A 21,763-nucleotide genomic window follows, 5' to 3' on the forward strand; every position below is an offset into this window, starting at 1 on the left:
CGGATGAAAAAGGCCGCACCGCTTAAGCTTGGGGTTCCTTCCTTGGAAGATGTGGATCTTGTTGCCGCAAATATTCGTGAAAGTGATAGTCATGACATGGAAGGGTTGCATCCCGGAAAATCCATACGCGCAATCATCATGGGTGATGTGGAGTATTCAAAGCTGGTTTACGGCTTGTATCGCAACGGTTCAGTTCAAGCTATTTTCGGAGTTGTACCCATTGCAGACGGAGTAGGGTGCCCGTGGGTTGTAGGCAGTGTTGCTATGGATGAAAATCCGCTCCCGTTTGCTAGGGCTTCACGGCGGCTTTTGGATATGCTCCAGCGTTCATTTCCTTTGTTGGATACATGGGTTTGCAGTCGGAACAGCAGAAGTGTGCACTGGCACAAGTGGTGTGGTTTTGAGTTTGAAAATGAAAAAGTACGGCTGGGCAGGGATGAATATTTCCATGCAGTGCGCCGGTTAGCAAAAAATAAAATGGAGACGAGTTGATATGGCGATGGGAGTTGCTTTTAATTATGGCTCGCAGATGCTCATGGGTGCTGTGAGTAATATGGCAATGGACTCTGCCTCTACTGAAAGTTCCGGGCAGGGAATGCCTTGGAATGTTGGCGGAGGTGGTCTTGATGGTTTTTCCAGTCTAATGGGCAGCGCCGGAGGCGTTTTTGGTGGAAGTAGCGCACCATCTAGTGGTTCATCCGGTTTTGGAGGAAGTTTGCTCGGTGGAGGAGGCGGTTCAAGTTATCTGGGAATGATGACCCAGTTTGGGCAGTCTATTTTGGGTGGAAGTCAGGAACGAAACGCAGTGCAGTATAATTCCCAGATGACTGAGGTGAATAATTATCATCTCATGGAACAGGGTGTTTACAATCGAAGCGTTAGTTACAAAGAAGCTCAGCTTATCAATCAGGATGCAGAAATTAAATTAGCAACCCTGCGCCGTGAATTATACCGCCGTAACCACTCGATTTCGGGCCATAAGGGCGTGCGACTTGATTCCGGTTCTGTTGTGGATGTGCGGGAAGACACTATCCGTCAGGCTGCTTATGATGCTGAAATCGTAAAATACCAGGCGGAGGTGAATTCAAACAGGATGATTGAGCATGGTGACTTGTCGGTCTGGTCAGCGCAAAGCAAGTCCGTGCTAAACTCTAATATGGTGCAAGAGGACACAAATAAAAGCGATTCAGCAATTAACGGTGGACTTTTGAGTCAGGGGATGAGTTTGGCCGGGAGTATGCTGGGTTCAAATCTCGGTGGATAATTAACTTTCGTACAAACGCTATTCAAGGCGGACCTGAGATGGATTACTCAGGTCCGCCTTTCTTTTTAAGCTACAAATATAAGGTTGGTTTTTAAATGATTTAGTAATGTTAACAGGAGAAATTTATGACTGTGGTTTCTAGCGGGAGCACCATTACTTTTGCAGGGGATGGTGTTCAAAATTCTTTTGATTTCAACTTCCGTATCTACAGGGCCGAGGACCTTTGTGCAGTCTTGCGCAATAGCGAGGGTACTGAAGAGCGGCTCATCTTGGGTAACGATTTTAAGATTCTTTCCGGTCTGGGTAGCGATTCAGGGGGGCGGGTACAGTATCCAATCAACGGCACGCCGCTTCCGGCAGGGCAAAGCATTACCCTCTACCGTGAAATTGCCTACACACAGGAATTGGAATTAGTGGATAATGATCCATTTTCCGCACAGCTTTTAAATGAAGCCTTTGATCGAGGTGTGATGCGCGACCAGCAGTTGCAGGAACAGGTTGATCGTGCTTTGAAATACGACATTTCAACTCCTGATGCAGAACGTATTACTCCACAGGAAATGGTGCAGACTATTTCCAATGCAAGGGATGAAGCTGTCTCCGCCCATAGCGGCGCAATTGAGGCGGAGGAGAATGCCCGGGGGATGCTCGGTGATGCCTTGGCGGCACAAACCGGTTCTGAAGCAGCTCGCGACCGGGCTTTGCTGGCTCAATCCGCAGCTGAGGAAGCGAGGGATTCGGCCATTGAGATTTCCTTGGGTGATTTAAGTTCCTTGCGCAGTTCTTCCCCCGTACTTTCAGCCCCTGTTGAGGCCCCGGAAGGAACAACTGTTTCAATTGTAATTACTGATCATTCCGATGACGGAATCTCTTCATATGAAATCAACACATTCGGATTTGGATCAGCTTCAATAACCGGGGGTACCATTAGCTGGGTGCTGGAAACCAGTGCTGTGGATGTGACTAAAGCTATTGAAGTCACCAGAAGAAGACGCGGTGAACTCTATTCAGACCCGGCAGTGCACCAATTGTTGATAAAACATGTTTTCGTTCAGGATGGACCGACCATTGCTTTTGCCGATTCCATTGATGGTTACCCCGGCGCAAGTGTGGACTCTGAAGGTGTTCATGCTCCTGCTTACTCGGTTCCAGCAGAGAATGCTTCACAGATTGCTTCAGCTAAGCCGGAAATTGTGGTTGTTAACGGGAAGCTGATAGTATTGGACGGTACAACAGAATCCGTCCTCAAGCTGGCAATGCTGGTTGCTGCTGGTGATGTTCTCATTACAGATCAAGGTGAGGTCTTTGTTGCCAGTGTTGAAACTACATCGCAGGTGGGCTCCACTATTCTTCCGCAAATGACTGCAAATACACAAGATGGGTTTACCATAGTTGCATCTTCGGAGCAGTCGGGGTTTCCTGCATATTACTTGACTGATCCTGATTTAACAAAGACATTTGCAACATCTTCTTCCAACTCCCTCCCAGCAGTAATTACTTTTAGCTCTCCTGAGGCAAAGCAGCTTACACAACTTAGTATGTCTGCGAGTAACCAAGGTGGACATGTATCTTATTCTCCTAAGGCTTTCTCTATGCGAGCTAGATTGGGGAGTGGGGGGTGGGTTTCTTTAGGCTCCTTTACCGCTAACTATACCACTGATGGACAGAATCTTACGTTTGATCTGCCAAGAGGTACGTATGATCAATGGGAGATAATTGTAAGTAGTTTGATGGGCGCACAAACCCAATGTATTATTGGTTATATTGGCTTGCTTGATGGTTCCATTTCGTGTTCTGCAACCTGCGTACACCCCCTCCCCGGAGTACCGACAAAGGCTTTTCATACACCTTTGAAGACCAAGCTTAATTGGAACATTTCAGGAAGCACGGCTTCTGTTTTGAAGCTTAAAGAGAACTATATTGGCAAGATTTTTACCAACGTAGGAGAGTCTGAGATCGTAAGCAATAGCGGCGAAGTAAGCCCCCCAGAAAGTTTGCTCCCTCGTTACATGACTCAGGCCGCAAATGGTGTAACCATTACCACAACCAACGCTGGTAATTGTCAAACCGTCTACTGCATTACTGATGATGGAGATAATCTTTCTTATTGTTTTCCTAAAAGTACAAGTCCCACGGTTACAATTACTTTTGCCGAGGCAAAACAGATTGATCGTTTTTCTGTTTGGCTGAAAGAGTGTGGTCTAGGTGTGATTAATGGAGGACATGAACTGGTCAACGCCAGAGACATTACTATTATGGGCAGGCTTAACAGTGGTGCATGGCAGACCTTGTATGATGTGGCTGATTATGATTGGTATGCTGCTGCAACTATTGATGAAGACGCATTGGTTCCGGGCCTTTATAACGAAATACAAATAACTATGGGAGATAACGCACATGCTACATATACTTATGTTATATCTCCAAGATTTCAGTTTTATACAGCAGGAGTAGAGATTGACGGAGTTCTTGCCGAAGCTCTGCCCGGTATCCCTAGTTGGGTGTACAAGCCCAGTGATTTTGCTCTTAAAGTCGGTGCCGGGGTAATCGGAGAGTATATTGGGCCTCAAGAGGCATTGAAACTTGATGGAGGCATTGTACAACTCCATGAAGACATTGCTACATTTCCCAATGGTTCGGCAACTAGAACACTTGTAGACTTATCAAGGAAAATTCCTAACGGAGTAACTGTAAGTAAATTTCTCTGGAACTCCGGCAATTCTGCTGGCGGTGGTTATAACCAAACAATTAAAATGAAGATTGTTAAGCAAACAGCCGCAAACACCTTTGATGTTGTAGTTGATCAAACTATTGATTGTGCAGGCAGAGAAGGGAACGTGTATTACTCAGATGATCTTGTGACACCCTACACAATTCCAGAAACTGGTGATTATTACGTTGCAATATATGTGCAGGGCACAACTCCATATTTTAGCTTCTGGTCAATGACTGCTGGAGAGAACGCGAATCTTGAGGCTGCAGACATGACTGGCACAGGAAATACAACAACGTCCAGTGCATATGTCTTTGCTATAGGCTGGGAGGAGCTTGGATCATCTTCAACCGCCTCTATTGTGACGAAAGGCGGCAGCTCAGTTAAAGATAAGATTCTAAAAGCTGGCGGGCTGCATAAAACTTTGCTGTTTGATGGAGTGGAAAAAGAAGTAAGTGCGGTTAGTGAGGTTGTCTCACAAGGTGGACCTGAAATTATTGCTGATCAGGGAACTTTTATACATAGCACCACCACTCCCGGCTATGAGGATATTAATCCTTTGGTTAATCCTGTTGATACCAATCTGTATTGGGGCGGGAATGACGTTGGTCCGGCGGCTGTGGATACTGTCTATGTAGGATCTCAATTTGCGGAAGACACAACTGTGCACGGTTTCTACCTGCGGCAAGCTGGCAACGCGACCACTGGCGCAAACTCAATGACTTCTGTCATGGTGCAAGAGAGTACAGATGGAATTAAATGGACTGACGTAGAACAGATAACCATTACTGAGTTCGGACTTAACTTAGGTCAATATACGTTGACAACTCCTCGCACAGGCAAGTTTATGCGTTTACTTGCTAAATCAAACACTCTTTGTGCTGCATGCGGTTGGGCGATCAGTTATCTACGCTGGTTTGGTCTTGCTGATGTTTGCATAACCACAATTCTTCCCACAGTTGAACTCCCGCAGGTTCCTAGCTCTGTGGCGATTCCAGACCGCTGCACGCTGACCCCGGCGAACTATGCGTATGCACTGGATGGCGAAGACCTAAAGATCACTGGGGCTGAAATAGTCTTGGAGGACAATCCGGAGCTGAAGCGGTTGGCTATGGCTGTGAGCGGGGAGGGGGGTACTTTTAAAGGCGGTAAGATTTACATCAAGGAGAAACCATAATGGCTGAAATAATCCATAAAGTTGAGGAACAGTCCGGAGTTTCCATTCATCGCGAAATTCCGGCAAAGCGTAGCCATGAAGATTTTGATATCAGCCTGATGAGTCAAGAGACCCGGGCTGCTTTTATCAGGGTTTGTAAAGATGGCTCAGCATCACCGGATGACTACAGGCATGTTTTCGAGTCCATATTAGGGCGGAGCGTAGTTAGCGGGATTTTGCAGTAAAAGATAAGGGGCTGGTGAGAATTCTCACCAGCCCCTTTATACTACTTATGTTCCTTTAAATAGGCAGCGCAACGTTGTTTCACGTTTTCCTGCACATTGTAGAAAAAGAAATCATAGTCGTAGCGGTGGTACACTTCTTTTCCCAGCGACATATTCAGTTGACTTAATACCGCTGGTTTTGGAGTGGGGACTTCCAATGCTCCGTCTTCATTTATGCGTGCTGCTGTGAAATTTTCAATAAGCAGCTTCTTTCCGGGGCTGAGGAATATTTTAGCTTTTATGTTCATGGATGCCGGAAATTCTTTTGTGGCAGTACTCCATGAAAGAGGATTCACACAGCGAGCTCCTTTCTTAACCGTCGGAGATTCTCCACCGGGCCCGACTGTATTCCAAGTTATCAGGCAGCCGGTCTGATCCGGTTTTTCACTCAGTTTGAGGTCAAGATCGTGAAGGTCCTTATCAGTGAACGTCCATCCCGGCATGTATGCTGCCACCAGTTTGCTTTTGTCCAGAAGTTCAGGATTATTGCGCAGCAGTGTCTGTAGAACAAAAGATCCCTGACTATGGCTGGCAAGAATGAACGGGCGGCCGTTGTTTATGTTGCTCAGGTAGTATTTGAAAGCGGCTTTAATATCCGAAACCGGTGTTTTCAAGTATTCCTGCAGATGCTGGTCATCCTTCTGGAGTACTTCAATGTTCATCTGGCGGTACCGGGGGGCGAAAACATTGCAGGAGTCAGCAAAGGCTCCGGTGATCCATTGTATAGTGTCACGGTCAGTTATCCGGTTGAGTTTCTGATCGTTTAAGTCTGCTATTAAGTGTCCGTTTGCCGGTGGACCGTATGTTGTTGGATGTACAAAGAAAACATCAATCTTATGCCTAATATTTTCATCTTTTATGGACCAGAATCTCTCCTCAGTGTAATCGGGAGCATCTGGTAATGGGGCGGTTCTTTTGATGTTGCAGGCAGAAACAGTAACGACCACGATTGTTAAAATTAAATATGTAATAACTTTCTTAAATGCCATATCTTATCTCCGTTCTCGTTTGTGAGTAAATATAGTTGTTATATATTGAATCTGTATGCTGTCAACGCTCTTGGAGGATTTAATGATTTGTTGTGTGTAAATACAACTGTATAAGTGGAGTTTAACTTAAATTTTGCTTCTCCTAAAAAACATGGTTGCTATTCTGGGCCATGAGTCTTATTTTTCCTGTTCAGCATTTGAAACTACCTTTTATTTTTTACTGCCGGATTTTGTTTTTATGACTCCAAAGAGTTTTTATCGCCGTATTGAGGGCGAATTGACTGAACTTGAAAAAAGTTCCCTGCTCAGGACGGTTCCTGAGGTGGATTGCGGTGCGGATAAGGAACTTGTTTTCAAGGGCAGAAGACTGCTAAACCTTGCCTCCAATGATTATCTCGGACTTGCTAATGATCAAGGCCTAGTAAAGGCCGCAATAAAAGCAGTGGAGCAGTATGGTTGCGGTTCTGCTGCCTCCCGTCTGGTAACCGGTAATTTTCGCCTCTATGATGAATTGGAACGTGAACTTGCTGCTTTTAAAGAGCAGGAAGATTCAATGTTTTTCACATCCGGCTATGCAGCCAATCTCGCTATTATGGATAGCTTTGCCGGGCGGCGCACGGTTGTTTTTTCAGATAAGCTTAACCATGCCAGCATATTGGATGGGATAAGGATGTCCGGTGCGCGTCAGGTTCGTTACCGGCATAATGATATTGACCATTTGAAGAAGCGCATGGAAGCGTCAAAGGACGCTGAAGAGAAGCTGCTGGTTACAGATACTATTTTCAGCATGGACGGCGACCTTGCCTATCTGGAAGAGATTGCCGATCTTTGCGATTTTTACGATATCATGTTGGTGATTGATGAAGCTCATGCTGAAGGCGTCTTCGGTTCAGGGAGAGGAATAGCTCATGAACGGGGACTGGCCCGGCGTGTGGATTTACACATGGGAGCTTTTTCCAAAGGTTTCGGCTCACTTGGCGGAGCTGTTTCCGGGCGAAAGGATTTAATTTCTTATTTACGTAACAAAGGGCGTTCCTTTGTTTTCAGCACTGCCTTGTCGCCTGCTGTCATCGGTGCAAACCTCGCTGCCTTACGAATAGTTGCCGAGGACCCGTCTCGAGGAGATAAGCTTCTGCATATGAGTCGGGGGCTGAAAAACTATCTTGAATCATGCGGATTTGATTGCGGTCAATCGGAAAGTCAGATCATTCCGGTAATACTTGGGGATAATAAGACCGCGCTTGCAGCCCGAGACATACTTATTGAAGCTGGAATTTATGCTGCTGCCATCCGTCCTCCGACTGTTCCTGAAGGAACGGCCCGTTTGCGCCTTTCCTTGCGCGCAGATTTAACTGAAGAGGATATGCAGAAGATTAAGGCAGCGTTTGGCGGTTTGAAAGCAGAGTTGGAAAAATGAGTATAGTTTTTGTCGGCGGCTGGGCTACATCTCCACAGCAGTATCCATTATTGTCCGAGTCTGCGCGTTTTTTGATTCCATTTACGGGATTCGATCCGGATGAATTACCGGATTTGCTAGGCGAAGGCGGCGATGTTCTGGTGGGCTGGTCTACCGGGGCACATATGCTTTTGAAGGATTGCCGTCATTTATTCGAATTATATGAAAAGGTCCTCTTGATTGCTCCCTTTTTATCGTTTACCGACTCTTTTCCCGCACGGTTGGTTCGAGTGATGATAGCCGGAATGGAGAGTGATCCTGCGGCGGTTGTAAGTTCTTTCCATGAGAATTGCGGTGAAACAAATCCGCCTGCTTACGACTCGAAAGATCGTGATTTCCTGATTGCCGGACTTGAATACCTTATTACTTCCAAGATTGAGCCGGAAGGTGTTTTCAATTTGTCTAATTGTACCTTGGTTCATGGCTCAAAGGATCGCATTGTCAGGCCCAAAGCTTTTGAAAAAATAGCAGGAGTCATTAAGGGGGCGGAGATCCTTAAAGTAGAAGGCGGCCATAAAATTTCTGAAACAAAATTAATGAGCATCATCAAGGGATAGAATTTACGTGAAACAAAGGATTCGCCAATGTTTCGGCAAAGCTGCTTCCAGCTATAGCAAGGCCGCTTCCGTACAGCGCGTGGTCGCGCGCAATTGTGCAGCCATGTGTCCAGAAAAGGATTTTCGCAATGTTCTGGATATAGGGTCGGGAGTCGGTTTTCTTCATAATGATCTAAAGGAACGCATTTCCTGCAGTAATTATATTTCATTGGATTTGGTAAGGCCTATGCTTTTGGAGCAGAGGGATTCCGGCGCATGCCTTGTTGCTGCGGATGGCGAAGAATTGCCTTTTGCTGCTGAGAGTTTTGATCTGCTGGTAAGTTCATCTGCCATGCAATGGTATGGTGCACCGGAAATAACTATACCGCGGAGTTTTGAAGTCCTCAAATCCGGTGGAAGGTTCGCTATAGCGATTTTTACACACGGAACACTTGCTGAACTGTCTGATGTCAGCGCAAGGACCGGATTCGGGTCGGTAAAGGAGCTTAAGCCGAACTCATTTTACAAGGAACTTTTCGACAGTATGTCAGGTTTAAAGGTGGATTACGCAAGTGAGGAGCATATTGAGTTCTTCCCTTCCGTAAAACACTTCCTGAAACAGCATAAGATGACCGGGGCAGTTGCTTCCAGTGAGAAGATCTCATGGGGTCGAGAAAAATACCGCCGGTTCGTTGAAGAGTACGAAAATTTATACAGGGGAGAATCAGGTATAAAAGCCAGTTACAAGGTCTTTCTTGCTTCCGGGCGGAAATTGTAGCTGCCTCTATGGAGGATGGCAGTTAACCTTTGACTTTTTTCCTGATCAATACGAACTTCTTCGTAAGATTAATGATGAGATTCAGGAGTTAGATATGTTAGTTGGGGATTGGATGACAGAAGAGGTGCTGACCCTTATGCCGGGCGCACCCATAATCAACGCCATGGAAATGATGCGTGATGCCGGAATCAGGCAGATCCCGGTAACTGAGGCTTCCGGCCTTGTTGTAGGTATTGTTTCCGATAGGGATGTGCGTGATGCAATGCCTTCCAAGTTTTTGCCGGGAGATAACGCCGCAGGAAAAGGTGACGGGTTGATGGGGCTTAAGATCAAAGATATTATGACCCATGATCCGTATATAGTTTCTCCGGATACCTGCATGGAGGTCGCGGCCGAAATTCTTCTTGAAAAGAAAATCGGTGGCTTGCCCGTTGTTGATGAGTTCGGTCTGGTCGGTATTATTACCGAGGTTGATATTTACCGGTTTCTGACCACTGTAACAGGGGTAAGTAAAGGGAGTTCCCAGTTTGCATTTGTGCTCGAAGATACTGCCAGTGCCCTTGAAGATCTGCTGAGTGACATGTGGGCTAGGGGATTAAGGCTTTCTACAGTTTTTACTTCTTATGAAGGTGTTGAGCAGGGTTCTCGCCGAGTATTTATCTGGGTCCAGAAGCTCGATGATGATATTGTGGAATCTTTAGTTGTACACCTGAAAAAAACGTATAACTTTAAGTACCACGTTCACCGGGGCGAGACGTATAAGAATGAATTTTAATGGTTACCGCTAATGAAAAAACCGCACTGGATTTCCGGTGCGGTTTTTTTATTTCTTAAAGAAGTTTCATTTTTTTAGCTTCTTCGTACTTTTCAATTGTAATCATATTCAGAGTCAAAAGAGCAGCGATTACATTTAAATTTTTTTCTGTGGCATAAATCTCAGCCGAAAGGAATTGAACTTCCGTCAGTGCACCACTTTGTACTAGCCAACTCTTGAGGTCCGAGGGCTTTTCGTCTGTCGTCTTTGCCGCTGCCTCTGTTTTTATTCCGGCCTTTAGAAGTGTTTTTAAGTCGTCCAGCCTGCGCGAAAGTTCTTTGCGTCTGGCTTGCAACTCCTTCTGCGTTTCGACCAGATTCTTTTCTTTTCTTGCCAACGCATCATGCTTAAGCTCAAAATTGCCGTTGATTGTTTTGCAGGCAACTATAGTGGCTATAGTTCCAAATAAGACAAATATAATAGAAAATGTCATTTTTTTGATGTCTTACAGTGCGTTATGAGCAGTTAAGAATCCTTTGAATTAACATCCGCTTCGACTAAGTCGATATCCAGCTCATCAATTTTTTCTTGAGTCTCGACGACTTCTTTTTCAATCAAGTTGATTTCAGAGCGGATTTTTTCCATGGTTTTTTCCATATGCTGCTCCTTCAACTCGAAAGCCTTCTTCCTCTGAGCATATTTTGCATTTTGTGCAGAGTATGAGGAGTAAATAATGAAGGCAAAAATGATGAGTGCAATTGATGCGACAAGTAATTCTGTCATTCCAATTAATCCCCGTGTGTGTATATTCTCGAAACCTTAGTTTATATGGACTTTATGTTCAAGGAAAAATAGCTATCTGCTTAAAATAATGTATAATGTGTGTTGCATAATGGAGAAATAGCCTTTTAAGTTCATAATACAGTTTAAATTTTTTTTTATATGAGATAATCTATCGGTAAGATTCTTCAATTACTGTTGGTTATTCCGTGAGGATTTGCATGCATACTGATAATCTGTTCGCAGAGGATGAACTCCTTTTTTCCGGTGAAGAAGCTGATGAGTCTCCGGTTCATGTGCTTGAACCGTGGATGGTTCTAATCGTTGACGATGAACCGGATGTCCATTCTATGACCAAAATGGTTCTAGGTGATTTTGCGTTTGAAGATCGTTCTCTTGAGTTTGTGAGTGCTCATTCAGGTAAGGAGTCATTAGAGATACTTAAAGATGATCCGAGTTTTGCTGTGGTTCTGCTTGATGTTGTAATGGAGACAAACACAGCAGGTCTGGATGTTGCGCACAGGATCAGGAATGAACTGAATAACCAGTTTATCAGGATCATTTTGCGAACAGGTCAGCCCGGTTTTGCGCCGGAACATCAGGTAATTACCGAGTTAGACATCAACGATTATTGGCAGAAGGCGGAACTGACTTCCAGAAGGCTGACCACTTCTATGACCACGGCCTTGCGTTCTTATCGTGACTTGCGCAAGATCGAACTTAATCGTGAAAGTCTGGCTCAGATGGCCAAGTCCGTGGCTCACCAGATACGTAATAGGACCATGACCATCAATGGCTTCACTAATCTTGCTTCCCGTAAACTGGGGCCGCACTCAGAGGCTACGGAATATCTTGAAACCATCTCCCATGAGACTGCAAGGCTGGAAAACATAGTTAACAGTGTTTCTGAGTTTGCAGCTATAGATCGCTGCGATCATTGCAGTGCTGATATTAAGGAGGTTGGGGAAAAGGCGATTGAATTATGCAGGGGAGTGGCAAATGAGCTCGGTAAGGATGTTCATTTTGATATAGATTTTGTTGCGCAGAATATAGATTCACGCCCGGATTTGCTGTCAAAGGTTATATTTGAGCTTGTCTCTAATGCTATTGTCTTTGCGGATGATAAAGAGCCGCGAGTCAGCATTAAGGTGAGGGTTGAGGGTGATGTCTGCATGCTTGTAGTATCTGATAATGGAAAGTGTATCTCAAATGAAGACTTACCTTATATTTTCGATCCCTTTTTTACTACTCGGCCAGAAGCAGTCGGAATGGGATTAAGTATTGTAAATAGAATTGCCAGTGGTTATAACTGGGATATAGATGTTTCCTGTTCGGACGAAGGGGGGGCTGTTTTTTCATTGCAAATCCCCCTATGATGTTCAAGTGAGGTCTGTTTATGGTAGATGGTTCTAGCCCCTTTGATAATGATGAGCTTCTCTTTGCTGATGAGACCCCTGAAGAAATAGGGGGAGTGAAAGGTAAGCTTTGGAAAGTTCTTATTGTGGATGACGAAGATGACGTACACAGCACAACCCGTCTTGTTCTAGATGATTTTTCCTTTGAAGGATCCGGACTTGAATTTTTGAGTGCGTACTCGGCTGAAGAAGCTGTGTCCGTATTGAATGAGAATCCTGATGTAGCTGTAATTCTTCTTGATGTGGTTATGGAGACTAACCATGCGGGGTTGGAATTGGTTAAGACCATCCGCGAAGAAATGAAGAATACTATGGTCCGCATCATCTTACGTACCGGACAGCCTGGTCAGGCTCCTGAACGGCAGGTTATCGTTGAATATGATATCAATGACTACAAACATAAGGCCGAACTTACTGCTCAGCGTTTATTTACCTCACTGTTCTCAGCTCTCCGCTCATACAGGGATATTCAGGTCATTGAGCAGAACCGTAAGGGGTTGAAGCATATTATTGAAGCCTCCGGAAGTCTTTTCAAACAACAGTCAGTAGGACGGCTTGCGCAAGGAGTGCTGACTCAGGTTATCTCGTTAATTGGTTTACGGGATTCGGTTTATGTTGAAGGGGACGGTGTTGCTGTTTCCAGTCCGGATAAAGAAAACATGAGGATTATTGCTTCAACCGGAAAGTATTCCGTATGTAATTCATCCATTGATGAATGCAGCGTTATTTCTGAGCGGACCAAGGAGCAATTGGAGAGAGTCCGTGAACAAGGGTGCGGGTGTTTTGCGAATAATGATTACATTGGTTACCTGCCTACCCATCAAAAAGGTTCTCACATGCTCTATGTGGAAAATTGTGGGAATGCGTTTAGTGAGCAGGACGAAGATTTGCTCAAAATTTTTTCAGATAACGTAGGTGTTGCTTTTGATAACATTTATTTGAATCAGGAGATTTTGGATACACAAAAGGAAATCGTTCGTATGCTGGGCGAAGTTGTGGAATTCCGTTCCAAGGAAACAGCCTTCCATGTCATTCGCGTTTCCGAGATAGCCAGAATTTTAGGTATAGCGGTAGGTCTTGATGCAATGCAGGTAGATGAACTTTACTATGCATCTCCCATGCATGATGTCGGGAAGATCGGTATTCCTGATTCCATTCTGCTCAAGCCCGGAAAGCTTACCCCGGAAGAAATGAATATTATGCGCACCCACACCGAAATAGGATACAATATTCTACGGGCCAGTAATCGGAAATTGTTGAAGGCGGCAGCTACCATTGCACACGAACATCATGAATACTGGGATGGAACCGGGTATCCTCAGGGCTTGAAAGGCGAGGAGATAAGTATTGCCGGACGCATCATCTGTATTACAGACGTTTTTGATGCTCTGTGCAGTGACCGCATATACAAGCAGTCATGGGAAGTAGATCGTGCCTTGGAGTTTCTCAAGTCTCACCGGGAAACGATGTTCGACCCGGGACTTGTGGATATATTCTTTGAAAATCTGGATAAGATTATGCAGATAAGGGAAAAGTATAAGGACGATTTTTAAGCCAAAAAAAAGGAGCCGATCGGCTCCTTTTTTTTGATTTTATCTATTTTTTCTTCTTCCAGGAATTTTCCTGGCCTTTGGCAAGGCGTCTGATGTTTTCCCGGTGAGTCCAGAACAGGAGCACTGTCATACCGCAAGCAAGCGGGACCATGCTGATGGAACCGGTTACCAGAGTAAAGAAAGGCAGGGCAACTGCAAAAGTAAGTGATCCCATGGATACAAATCCGGAAAGGACGATCACTGCCAGCAGGAAGACGATAGAGTAAATTGTTGCTACGGGAGCCAGCGCCAGAAATACGCCGATAGTAGTAGCAACAGCTTTGCCGCCTTTCATGTCCATGAAAATAGAGAATACATGCCCGATTACGGCTGCAGCAGCTACCAGCGAGATGAAAATCCAGTTGTGGCTGTACTGATAGGCCATGAGTACGGGAACAAAGCCCTTGGCAACGTCAAGAATAAGTGCTGCCACGCCGTACTTGAATCCACAGAGGCGGGCAACGTTGGTCGCGCCGGTACTTTTACTGCCTTCGGTGCGGATGTCGCAGTTGCAGCAAATTTTACCGATGAAAAGTCCGAAGGGGATTGATCCCAGAAAATAGGCGAAAACCAGCCAGAATATCCAGAGCATGCGCTAACTCCTTTAAGTCTTTTTCCGTTTCAGGCCTACCGGTGTCCCCTCCCGTTGCTTTCCGCCATTGCGGGATAGGGCCGATTGCCTGTAAGTTTCCGTTTGATGTCGGTATTAAAGGTTAATAACCTTAAAAACCGAAAATACATATATGCTAATTCCAGCTGGAATAACAGCCGGAAATAAGCGCTTCCTTCCCTTTATAACTATTCTTCCATAGCCTCAACAACACGCAGTTCGTTAGTCAACGGGTCAATTTTGTTGAAGCGTATCTGGAATCCTTGTCCGGGATACAGTTTGTCCCCTAGCATGGGCCGGGGAACCCTGACATTTATCTGAATTTCAGGCATGGCCAGTGTGGCAAGGGGGCCGTTGTCGTCTACAACAACCGCATGATGCCAGCCTTTCCTGTTCTGGGCTAGATACAGTAATTTCCAATAACGCGGCCTGAATCGTTGGATTTTAATAACCGATTGCAAGCGAAGCTGAAGATTTTCGGCGAGAGATTTCAGTTCGTCAGTATCCCATTTCGGCTGCTCTTCAACAAGGTAGTGGCAAAGTTGAGCCATGTTGATGAAGTCTGCGTATCTACGCAGAGGGGACGTAATGGGACTGTAGCCGCTTACTGCAAGTGTTGCGTGTTTTTTAGGAGTTGTATCCATCTGCGGGGGGACCATCTGGCGTACCCGCATGTAAATTTCGTGAGGCTCAGTGATGATGCCGCTCAGATCGGAAGGCAGGGCAATATCCTGAGTGCGGTATAGCAGGGGAAAACCTTTCTCTTCTGCGAATTTGCCCAGGCCGGAGTTGGCGAGGATCATAAATTCACTGATGATCTGGTCCGCACGGGTAGTCTTGTCCTTGGCGGACATGAGTACTTTGGTTTGCTGCGGCCATCCTTCAAGGGACAGTTCCGGCTCAGGCCTGCGTATGACAATCGCCCCGTGCTTGATGCGTTCCTGCAATAATTTTTCAGAAAGCTCAAAAGCAAGGGCCATTTCATCATCACTGCCTTCTTCAAGCATCTGTTCCACTGCGAGATATGTGGAGTTGTCGGTGATTTTTACCCAGCTGATGTGAGGTTCCGCCGACTGAAGAATTCCATGCTCATCAAGCTCAAAAGTGGTTATCAGTGCCGGGCGAACTTCTCCGGCAAAAAGACTGAATGCACCGATGCCTAGTGCTTCGGGCATCATGTGGCTGGTGCCTTCGGGCAGGTATACGCTGGTTCCGCGGTTCATGACCGCCTGATCAAGATCGGAGCCGAAATCCCAGTCCATGCAGGGCCGGGCAAGGGCAATGGTCAGGGTGTAACCGCCGTCTTCACGTTTTTTGAGATTGAAGGCGTCGTCAATATCCTTGGTGGTTGCAGAGTCAATGCTGCGCATGGGTAGCGGACAGGGATTGCCTGCTTTTGTCTCCACAGCTTTGACCAGTCTGTCTATTTCATCTTTGTGTACATCCGACCAGCTGTCATCAAAAACATATTCGGCTTCATTGAGAAGGTAGTTGTGATGAGGATGGACTATCCCCCACCCTTGGGCCAGCAATAGCGGTAAGTGAGGGTGGTCGGGCAGCCCTTTGCGCAGAGCAGACCACATCTTATTAGATTTATCTTCGTTAAGGCCGGCAATTCTGTCCATAAGAAAGGATTTCAGGCCTTCTGCTATTTCATCGGACATATCCGGAATCTGGTCCGGTCTGATTTTTCCTCCGGATTCACGGGCAGTCCAGATCTTCTTGAAGAGATCCTGTCCGACACTCATGATTTCTTCATGAGCCTTTTCTTCTGCCTGCTGCTGAAGGCGGAGTTCGACCTTTTCTTGAGTGTAGATGATAAATTCGGGCGGCTGAAATTTGAAATGTGTTTTAGCCGCGATCATGGCCCTGCCGAGGGCGGAAACCTGATCTGCATCCGGTTCTTCCCAGAGAAGCCCAGCAAACCAGTTCAGAGGAGCTTTTTCAAGTTCTCCCTGAGCCAGATCCCAAATTTCCATGGTATCAAGTCCGGCTTGAAGTTCGCCTCGTTTTTCCTGATGGGCGACCATGTAGTCGAGCATTTCCTGCCGGGAGGCTGAAGCGGAATATTGCGGTCCTACCCAAGGGAGTACCCGTGCTGCGGGCATCTTGGTTTCGCGCTTGTTAATGGTATAGAGCTTGAGCTTTCCGGATTGCTCTTCCATGACAAATGCCAGCTGCGGCTGGTTGCCATGCATGAATTCTACAATATTTCCGGGCGCTACGTAACGTCCTTCCTTGAATAGGGACATGTAAATCCTTCCGGGAACTGCTGTGTTTGCCGATACAGTAAACGTTTCCCGCTTTCCGCCTGCTCACTATCAGGCGGAAGTAATGTTCTAACTTGCTAAGTCGTAAAAAAAATAAACCCCGAATGTCTCACCAAGACATCCGGGCATTCTTAACATAAATGTTTAATTATTGAAATGGCAGGTCTGCGCTAAAAACAATTTCAGATTCGAAGCGTTTAAGCCTATTGAAAAGTTTTGATTCGCCACGTCCTGTGCCTCACCCCTGCGGGGTGTTGCCTTTCAGGCAACGGCCAAATTTGCTTTCCTGCATATTTGTGAAAGGATGGGGTCTGGGGAAGGAGAACTTTTTCAAAAAGTTTTCCTTCCCCAGTCGCCGGAGGAATAAAATTAATGCTTAAAAGAACGCTGACCGGTGAAAACCATGGCAACCTGAGGTGAGGCTTCATTGGTAGCCTGAATCACTTCGTGGTCGCGGATGGAGCCGCCGGGCTGTGCGATAGCGGTGATACCCTGAGCCATGCACAGGTCAACGCCGTCGCGGAAGGGGAAGAAACCGTCGGAAACCAGAACGGAACCTTTGAGTCCGCCTTTGGCTTCAACAGCGGCCTGTTCGATTTCAGCGAGATCTTTGGCTGCCTGCTCGTCGTTGAGAGCCTTGAGCTTCAGTTCGAAAAGGGACATCTGGAATTTTTCAAAGCAGAGTCCGTCAGCGTACTTGATACGGGCTTTGGTGACGGCAAGTTCTACGCAACCTACGCGGTCCTGCTCACCGGTACCGATGGCAGTGGTCACGCCGTCTTTGGCAAAAATTACAGAGTTGGAGGTTACACCTGCTTCAACTGCCCATGCGAAGAGCATGTCGTCCATTTCCTGCTTGGAAGGAGCGCGGGAAGAGAAGGTGGAGCCGTCTTTTTCTGCTGTTGCGGGGATGAAATCTTCTGCATCGAGAATACGGTTGCGGAAAGAAAACTGCACAACCATGCCGCCGTCCATAAGGGATTTTACATCGAGAAAAGGCTGGCCGAGCATTTTTTCCAGATCGGCAATGCCTGGAATCTGGAGAATACGCAGATTCTTGCGTTTCTTGAGAACTTCGAGGGTTCCTTCTTCAAAAGAGGGAGCTGCAACAACTTCAAAGTATGCACTGTCGACAACTTCAGCCGCTTCCATTGTGAAGGGACGGTTGACTACGATGGCGCCGCCGAATGCTGCAATTCTGTCAGCCTGAAAAGCATTGTGCAGTGCTACGCCAACGCCTTCTTCGGACCATGCTGCACCGCAGGGGTTGTTGTGCTTGAGGATAACAGCTGCAGGTTTAGCGGTAAGGTACTGCAGGATGTTCAGGGCATTGTCCACATCGGTAAGGTTGGTCTTACCGGGATGTTTGCCTGCCTGAATCATGTGTTCTTCGGTGAGAGCGGAAACAAGTCCCTGTCCTTCGCCGCGAAATTTGATGCCGTCGTACTCAAGTCCGCCGGAAACAAGTTCGTAAAGAGCTGCGGGCTGGTCGGGGTTTTCGCCGTAACGAAGACCTTTGGTTTCACCGTCGATTTCCCAGGTCCTTTTTTTAAAGGTCAGTTTCTGGTCGCCGAGAGTAACGGTCATATCAGCGGGAAACGGGTCCTGCTGCAGGGTTTTGTACATTTTTTTAAGATCACTCATAGTTGTTCTCCGTGAGTTGTTGCCTTGTGGTACGCCGCTCATAGCACACCCTTTTCCGGTGGGCAATTTTGAATTGCGGTACCAGCGATCTTTTTGTAGGTTGATTTTGATCAAGTGCGCGGGAAAATCACATTTTTTTCTGAGTCCCGTCGCCAGCAGTATTTTGGGAGAATATATGTCAGAAGGTTATATGGAAAAGGCCCTGTTGAAATTGGCAAAGCAGCTCAATGCCTACGATGAGGCTTCTCTTACTGAATTATGGAACAAGTACGAAGCTGAAGTGGCCAATTTCGAACCTACCCGAAAGTGGGAGGAAGCCGCAGTTGTATTCGGAATGATACAGGCTGTAAGGCTTAAAAACCAGCTTTTTAATTATCATTGGGCACAGACTGCCGGTCCGGAGTCCATGTCTCCTCGTCCGGATTTTATTCCCGGAAAGGGCGAGGATGAACTGTTCGGTTCAAAACCTAAAGGGTCAGGTGGCAGCTCAGCGGGCAGTAGTAAGGGGAATAAGGTAATTCGCCTCCAGCCCCGGAAGGACAGCTAGTCCATTCATAATGTAATAGTAGTAGCGGACGCTATCGACATAATCCACGGCTTCATACCCACGTGTGTAGCCGTATTTTGTTTTTGAATGGTACTTCGGTCTGGTCAGCAAAGGAAATACCTGCTTGAGTGAGCGCCATGTGCCCGGATGCTTGCTGGTGTACTTGGCGATTTCAATGGCATCATAAACGTGTCCTAAGCCTTGATTGTAGGCCGCAAGGGTGAACAGCCAACGGTCCCAGCCGTCCACATCTCGGCTGTCCAGTTTGTCCCAAAGAAATCTTAAATAGCGCGCACCGCCGTTAATTGCCTGCTGCGGATCCAGTCTGCTTGTTAATCCTAAAAGCTGGGCTGTGTCGTTAGTCAGCTGCATCAGTCCGCGAACCCCTGTCTTGCTGCGTGCAAGGGGATCAAATCGCGATTCCTGATACATTACAGCGGTAAGGAGCAGCGGGTCTATTTTGTATTTCTTGGCGGCCTTCAGGATATATTTGTGATAGCGGGGCAGCTTATCACGGATGTCCTTGCGCAGAGAGTATAGATCATAAAAATCGGTCTCTTCCGGTATGAATCCAAAATATTTTTCCTGTAAATCGTCAAGAGTGCCGTTCGTTGTAACTAGGTCCCAGTAGTCCCCTGCTGTCTGTCCGAGACCATGAACGTCGCCTCGCAGATACCATCTGTACTCTTGGTCATCACCGAAATAGTCCGTGATTCTGAGTTTATGGATAAACGGTCTGATAGGCTTGAAAGCACCGGATTCTACAAGATGAAAACGGACATTCTTGTTCTCGTTGAATTTCAGCAGCGGTTCAAGATGTGTTGAGTTGTTTCCTTGGATCATGGTCGGTGAACAGTCTAACTGCTCGCTGAGTTCGTTGAAGGTCTCAACCAGTCCTGAGTGGGCGGGTACAAAGACTTCCTGATCGCAAAGCTCAAAAGGTGTGCGAAGTTCAAATCTGAGAATGTGGTGCAGCATTGCCGCAGGGCTTTTTTCGTATACCGGACCTTTGACAAGTGGGGTAGTTGTCGAACTCAAATCCGGATTGTATCCGGTAGCCAGCAGAATGTCAGCTTTACCCTTTATAAGTGCTTCAAAGGCTTTGTCGTGGGTCGGATAGGCTTTAATATCAAGTTCTGTCCCTGCGAACTCAGTGAATTCATCCACTAGTTCTCGTTCAAATCCCGGACCCCACGGCGAAAGTTTTGGAAAAACGCGTTCTATGTCCACTGCGGCAACCCGGATTGTGTTGGGCAGGGGAATCTCATATTTTACTGAATAAATGTAGTAAAAAAAGGAGAATAGCGCCAAGTACACAACAATATTGAATATATGTTGTGAAAAAAGTATCAAAATGCCCATTCTAGGGTCATTTAATTTACTCTGATGTATTGACATATCCCCGAAAGATTTTTTACGCATTAAAACCCGTCTGCCGTGCTTAGTGCTGGCGTACCCATTTTAAAGAGGGTATCAAAAGCAGGTAAGCGGATCTTCTTGAGCGGCCTTAACGGATTTATTTGTTGTGAACGACTGGTTCGTTCCTGTTAATATACGTCAGACGCAGTGCCGCTATCAAGTAATCAAATTACAGCAAAAATTCCATGTCTTAAGTCAAGAACATGCGGAAATACTGTAGAAGGAGCACATTAGTAATGGCTAATACCGTAATCGTGGGAACCCAGTGGGGGGACGAAGGCAAGGGCAAAATCGTTGATATGCTCGCCGAACAAGCAGGTGCGATTGTACGTTTCCAAGGTGGAAACAACGCAGGTCACACCCTTGTTGTGGAAGGAGAGCAGTGTATCCTGCATCTCATCCCGTCCGGGGTTCTCCATCAGGGTAAAAAGTGCCTCATCGGTAACGGTGTAGTACTCGACCCCGAGGTTTTTCTCAAGGAGATTGACGGACTTGCCGAAAAAGGCGTTGACGTTTCTCCCGAGCGCTTGATGATCAGCAAGAAAACCCAGATCATCATGCCGTACCACAAGCTGATGGACAATTGCCGCGAATCCCTTAAATCCGCTGATAACAAGATCGGTACCACCGGTCGAGGAATCGGCCCTTGCTACGAAGATAAAATGAACCGTTGCGGCATTCGTGCTGCTGATCTTGCTGATCCCGAACTGCTGCGTGAAAAAATCGTCGCCGGGCTTCAGGAAAAGAACGTTCTTTTTGAAAAACTTTTCAACGTTGAAGCTCTCGATGCTGAAAAGGTATATCAGGAAATGCTGCCCATCGCAGAAAGGGTTAAACCCTATCTTGCCGATGTGTCTTCTATAATTCAGGATGTTAATAAAGAAGGTAAGGACGTGCTTTTCGAAGGCGCACAGGGCGTGCACCTCGATATTGACCACGGAACATATCCGTTCGTTACGTCTTCCAATGTTGTAGCAGGTAACGCTGCTGCCGGCGCTGGATGCGGTCCTCGTCAGCTGGAACGTATTATCGGTATCTGTAAGGCCTACACCACTCGTGTTGGTGCCGGTCCTTTCCCTACCGAATTGTTTGACGAAACCGGCGATACCCTGCAGAAAAACGGTCACGAGTTCGGTGCAACCACCGGCCGTAAGCGTCGCTGCGGTTGGCTGGATATGGTAGTCCTGCGCGAAACCGCAAGACTCTGCGATCTCACTGAGTTCGCCCTGACCAAGCTGGATGTCCTTTCCGGTCTTAAAGAAATCAAAATCTGCGTTGCTTACGAGTACCGCGGTGAAAAAGTCGATTATCCCCCGCAGGAACAGAACGGTATGGCTCATGTTCAGCCCGTTTACGAATCCATGCCCGGTTGGGATGAAGACATCACCAAGGCTTCTTCTTATGACGAACTGCCTGAAGCCGCACGTAACTACATTGCACGTATTGAAGAACTTTCCGGCGTAAAAGTCGGCATAGTCTCCGTAGGTCCTGACCGCGCTCAGACTATTGTAAGATAATATTGATAATTTAGTGTCTGGGAAAGGTGGCCTCAGTAT

19 protein-coding genes are annotated in these 21,763 nt (G+C 46.5%); 12 read left to right on the plus strand and 7 right to left on the minus strand.

The window, feature by feature from the left end:
- The first annotated feature begins 3 nt into the window (after positions 1 to 3).
- The 4 genes from ACNI23_RS02820 (at position 4) to ACNI23_RS02835 (ending at position 5,378) form a co-directional block, all read left to right on the plus strand.
- Positions 4 to 492, plus strand: a complete 489-nt coding sequence (locus ACNI23_RS02820; protein ID WP_420250551.1) for a hypothetical protein — start codon at positions 4 to 6, stop codon at positions 490 to 492.
- 1 nt (position 493) lies between these two features.
- A complete protein-coding gene (locus ACNI23_RS02825; RefSeq protein ID WP_420246613.1) occupies positions 494 to 1,264 on the plus strand; it encodes a hypothetical protein in 771 nt (256 codons plus the stop codon).
- Between the two features lie 125 nt (positions 1,265 to 1,389).
- Positions 1,390 to 5,154 carry a hypothetical protein gene (locus ACNI23_RS02830; protein ID WP_420246614.1) on the plus strand — a complete coding sequence of 1,255 codons (3,765 nt, stop codon included), beginning with the start codon at positions 1,390 to 1,392 and terminating at the stop codon, positions 5,152 to 5,154.
- Positions 5,154 to 5,378: a hypothetical protein gene (locus ACNI23_RS02835; RefSeq protein WP_420246615.1), complete on the plus strand. Its 225-nt coding sequence runs from the start codon at positions 5,154 to 5,156 to the stop codon at positions 5,376 to 5,378. Before ACNI23_RS02830 ends, ACNI23_RS02835 begins: the two co-directional genes overlap by 1 nt.
- 41 nt (positions 5,379 to 5,419) lie before the next feature.
- On the opposite strand, the gene ACNI23_RS02840 is transcribed toward ACNI23_RS02835, so the two are convergent.
- Positions 5,420 to 6,406: a DUF3089 domain-containing protein gene (locus ACNI23_RS02840; RefSeq protein WP_420246616.1), complete on the minus strand. Its 987-nt coding sequence runs from the start codon at positions 6,404 to 6,406 to the stop codon at positions 5,420 to 5,422.
- Between the two features lie 238 nt (positions 6,407 to 6,644).
- Here ACNI23_RS02840 and bioF point away from each other — a divergent pair, with 238 nt between their 5' ends.
- The 4 genes from bioF to ACNI23_RS02860 all read left to right on the plus strand — a co-directional run bounded on the left by bioF (position 6,645) and on the right by ACNI23_RS02860 (position 9,951).
- The gene (gene bioF / locus ACNI23_RS02845) at positions 6,645 to 7,823 is read left to right on the plus strand and encodes an 8-amino-7-oxononanoate synthase (protein WP_420246618.1); all 1,179 of its coding nucleotides are present in this window, start codon (positions 6,645 to 6,647) and stop codon (positions 7,821 to 7,823) included.
- A complete protein-coding gene (locus tag ACNI23_RS02850) occupies positions 7,820 to 8,419 on the plus strand; it encodes an alpha/beta hydrolase (protein WP_420246620.1) in 600 nt (199 codons plus the stop codon). Before bioF ends, ACNI23_RS02850 begins: the two co-directional genes overlap by 4 nt.
- A 7-nt stretch (positions 8,420 to 8,426) precedes the next feature.
- Positions 8,427 to 9,176, plus strand: coding sequence for a methyltransferase domain-containing protein (locus tag ACNI23_RS02855; protein ID WP_420246622.1), 750 nt, complete (start codon positions 8,427 to 8,429; stop codon positions 9,174 to 9,176).
- 94 nt (positions 9,177 to 9,270) lie between these two features.
- On the plus strand, positions 9,271 to 9,951 hold the full coding sequence (locus tag ACNI23_RS02860) for a CBS domain-containing protein (protein WP_420246624.1): 681 nt from the start codon (positions 9,271 to 9,273) through the stop codon (positions 9,949 to 9,951).
- A gap of 55 nt (positions 9,952 to 10,006) precedes the next feature.
- Here the strand turns inward: ACNI23_RS02860 and ACNI23_RS02865 are convergent, their stop codons facing one another.
- Both ACNI23_RS02865 and ACNI23_RS02870 read right to left on the minus strand, forming a co-directional pair.
- Positions 10,007 to 10,423, minus strand: a complete 417-nt coding sequence (locus ACNI23_RS02865; RefSeq protein WP_420246626.1) for a hypothetical protein — start codon at positions 10,421 to 10,423, stop codon at positions 10,007 to 10,009.
- Positions 10,424 to 10,455: 32 nt separating this feature from the next.
- Entirely contained in the window at positions 10,456 to 10,713 is a 258-nt protein-coding gene (locus ACNI23_RS02870) for a hypothetical protein (RefSeq protein ID WP_420246628.1), read from the minus strand.
- Between the two features lie 218 nt (positions 10,714 to 10,931).
- Between ACNI23_RS02870 and ACNI23_RS02875 the strand changes: the two genes are divergently transcribed.
- Both ACNI23_RS02875 and ACNI23_RS02880 read left to right on the plus strand, forming a co-directional pair.
- Positions 10,932 to 12,086: a sensor histidine kinase gene (locus ACNI23_RS02875; protein ID WP_420246630.1), complete on the plus strand. Its 1,155-nt coding sequence runs from the start codon at positions 10,932 to 10,934 to the stop codon at positions 12,084 to 12,086.
- A gap of 20 nt (positions 12,087 to 12,106) precedes the next feature.
- Positions 12,107 to 13,678: a DUF3369 domain-containing protein gene (locus tag ACNI23_RS02880; RefSeq protein ID WP_420246632.1), complete on the plus strand. Its 1,572-nt coding sequence runs from the start codon at positions 12,107 to 12,109 to the stop codon at positions 13,676 to 13,678.
- 43 nt (positions 13,679 to 13,721) lie between these two features.
- Here the strand turns inward: ACNI23_RS02880 and plsY are convergent, their stop codons facing one another.
- The 3 genes from plsY to ACNI23_RS02895 all read right to left on the minus strand — a co-directional run bounded on the left by plsY (position 13,722) and on the right by ACNI23_RS02895 (position 18,241).
- Entirely contained in the window at positions 13,722 to 14,309 is a 588-nt protein-coding gene (plsY, locus tag ACNI23_RS02885; protein WP_420246633.1) for a glycerol-3-phosphate 1-O-acyltransferase PlsY, read from the minus strand.
- A 206-nt stretch (positions 14,310 to 14,515) separates the two neighbouring features.
- Positions 14,516 to 16,579, minus strand: a complete 2,064-nt coding sequence (locus ACNI23_RS02890) for a ribonuclease catalytic domain-containing protein (protein ID WP_420246636.1) — start codon at positions 16,577 to 16,579, stop codon at positions 14,516 to 14,518.
- A gap of 387 nt (positions 16,580 to 16,966) precedes the next feature.
- Entirely contained in the window at positions 16,967 to 18,241 is a 1,275-nt protein-coding gene (locus ACNI23_RS02895) for an IMP cyclohydrolase (protein ID WP_420246637.1), read from the minus strand.
- Positions 18,242 to 18,416: 175 nt separating this feature from the next.
- Here ACNI23_RS02895 and ACNI23_RS02900 point away from each other — a divergent pair, with 175 nt between their 5' ends.
- A complete protein-coding gene (locus tag ACNI23_RS02900) occupies positions 18,417 to 18,788 on the plus strand; it encodes a hypothetical protein (RefSeq protein ID WP_420246638.1) in 372 nt (123 codons plus the stop codon).
- Here the strand turns inward: ACNI23_RS02900 and ACNI23_RS02905 are convergent.
- On the minus strand, positions 18,729 to 19,955 hold the full coding sequence (locus ACNI23_RS02905; RefSeq protein WP_420246639.1) for an MltF family protein: 1,227 nt from the start codon (positions 19,953 to 19,955) through the stop codon (positions 18,729 to 18,731). The two genes, ACNI23_RS02900 and ACNI23_RS02905, sit on opposite strands and share 60 nt — an antisense overlap.
- Before the next feature lie 488 nt (positions 19,956 to 20,443).
- On the opposite strand from ACNI23_RS02905, the gene ACNI23_RS02910 reads away from it, so the two are divergent.
- Positions 20,444 to 21,724 carry an adenylosuccinate synthase gene (locus tag ACNI23_RS02910; RefSeq protein WP_420246640.1) on the plus strand — a complete coding sequence of 427 codons (1,281 nt, stop codon included), beginning with the start codon at positions 20,444 to 20,446 and terminating at the stop codon, positions 21,722 to 21,724.
- Positions 21,725 to 21,763 lie beyond the last annotated feature (39 nt).

The sequence above is a fragment of the Maridesulfovibrio pacificus (SeqCode) genome, from assembly GCF_048612815.1.
GTDB lineage: Bacteria > Desulfobacterota > Desulfovibrionia > Desulfovibrionales > Desulfovibrionaceae > Maridesulfovibrio > Maridesulfovibrio pacificus.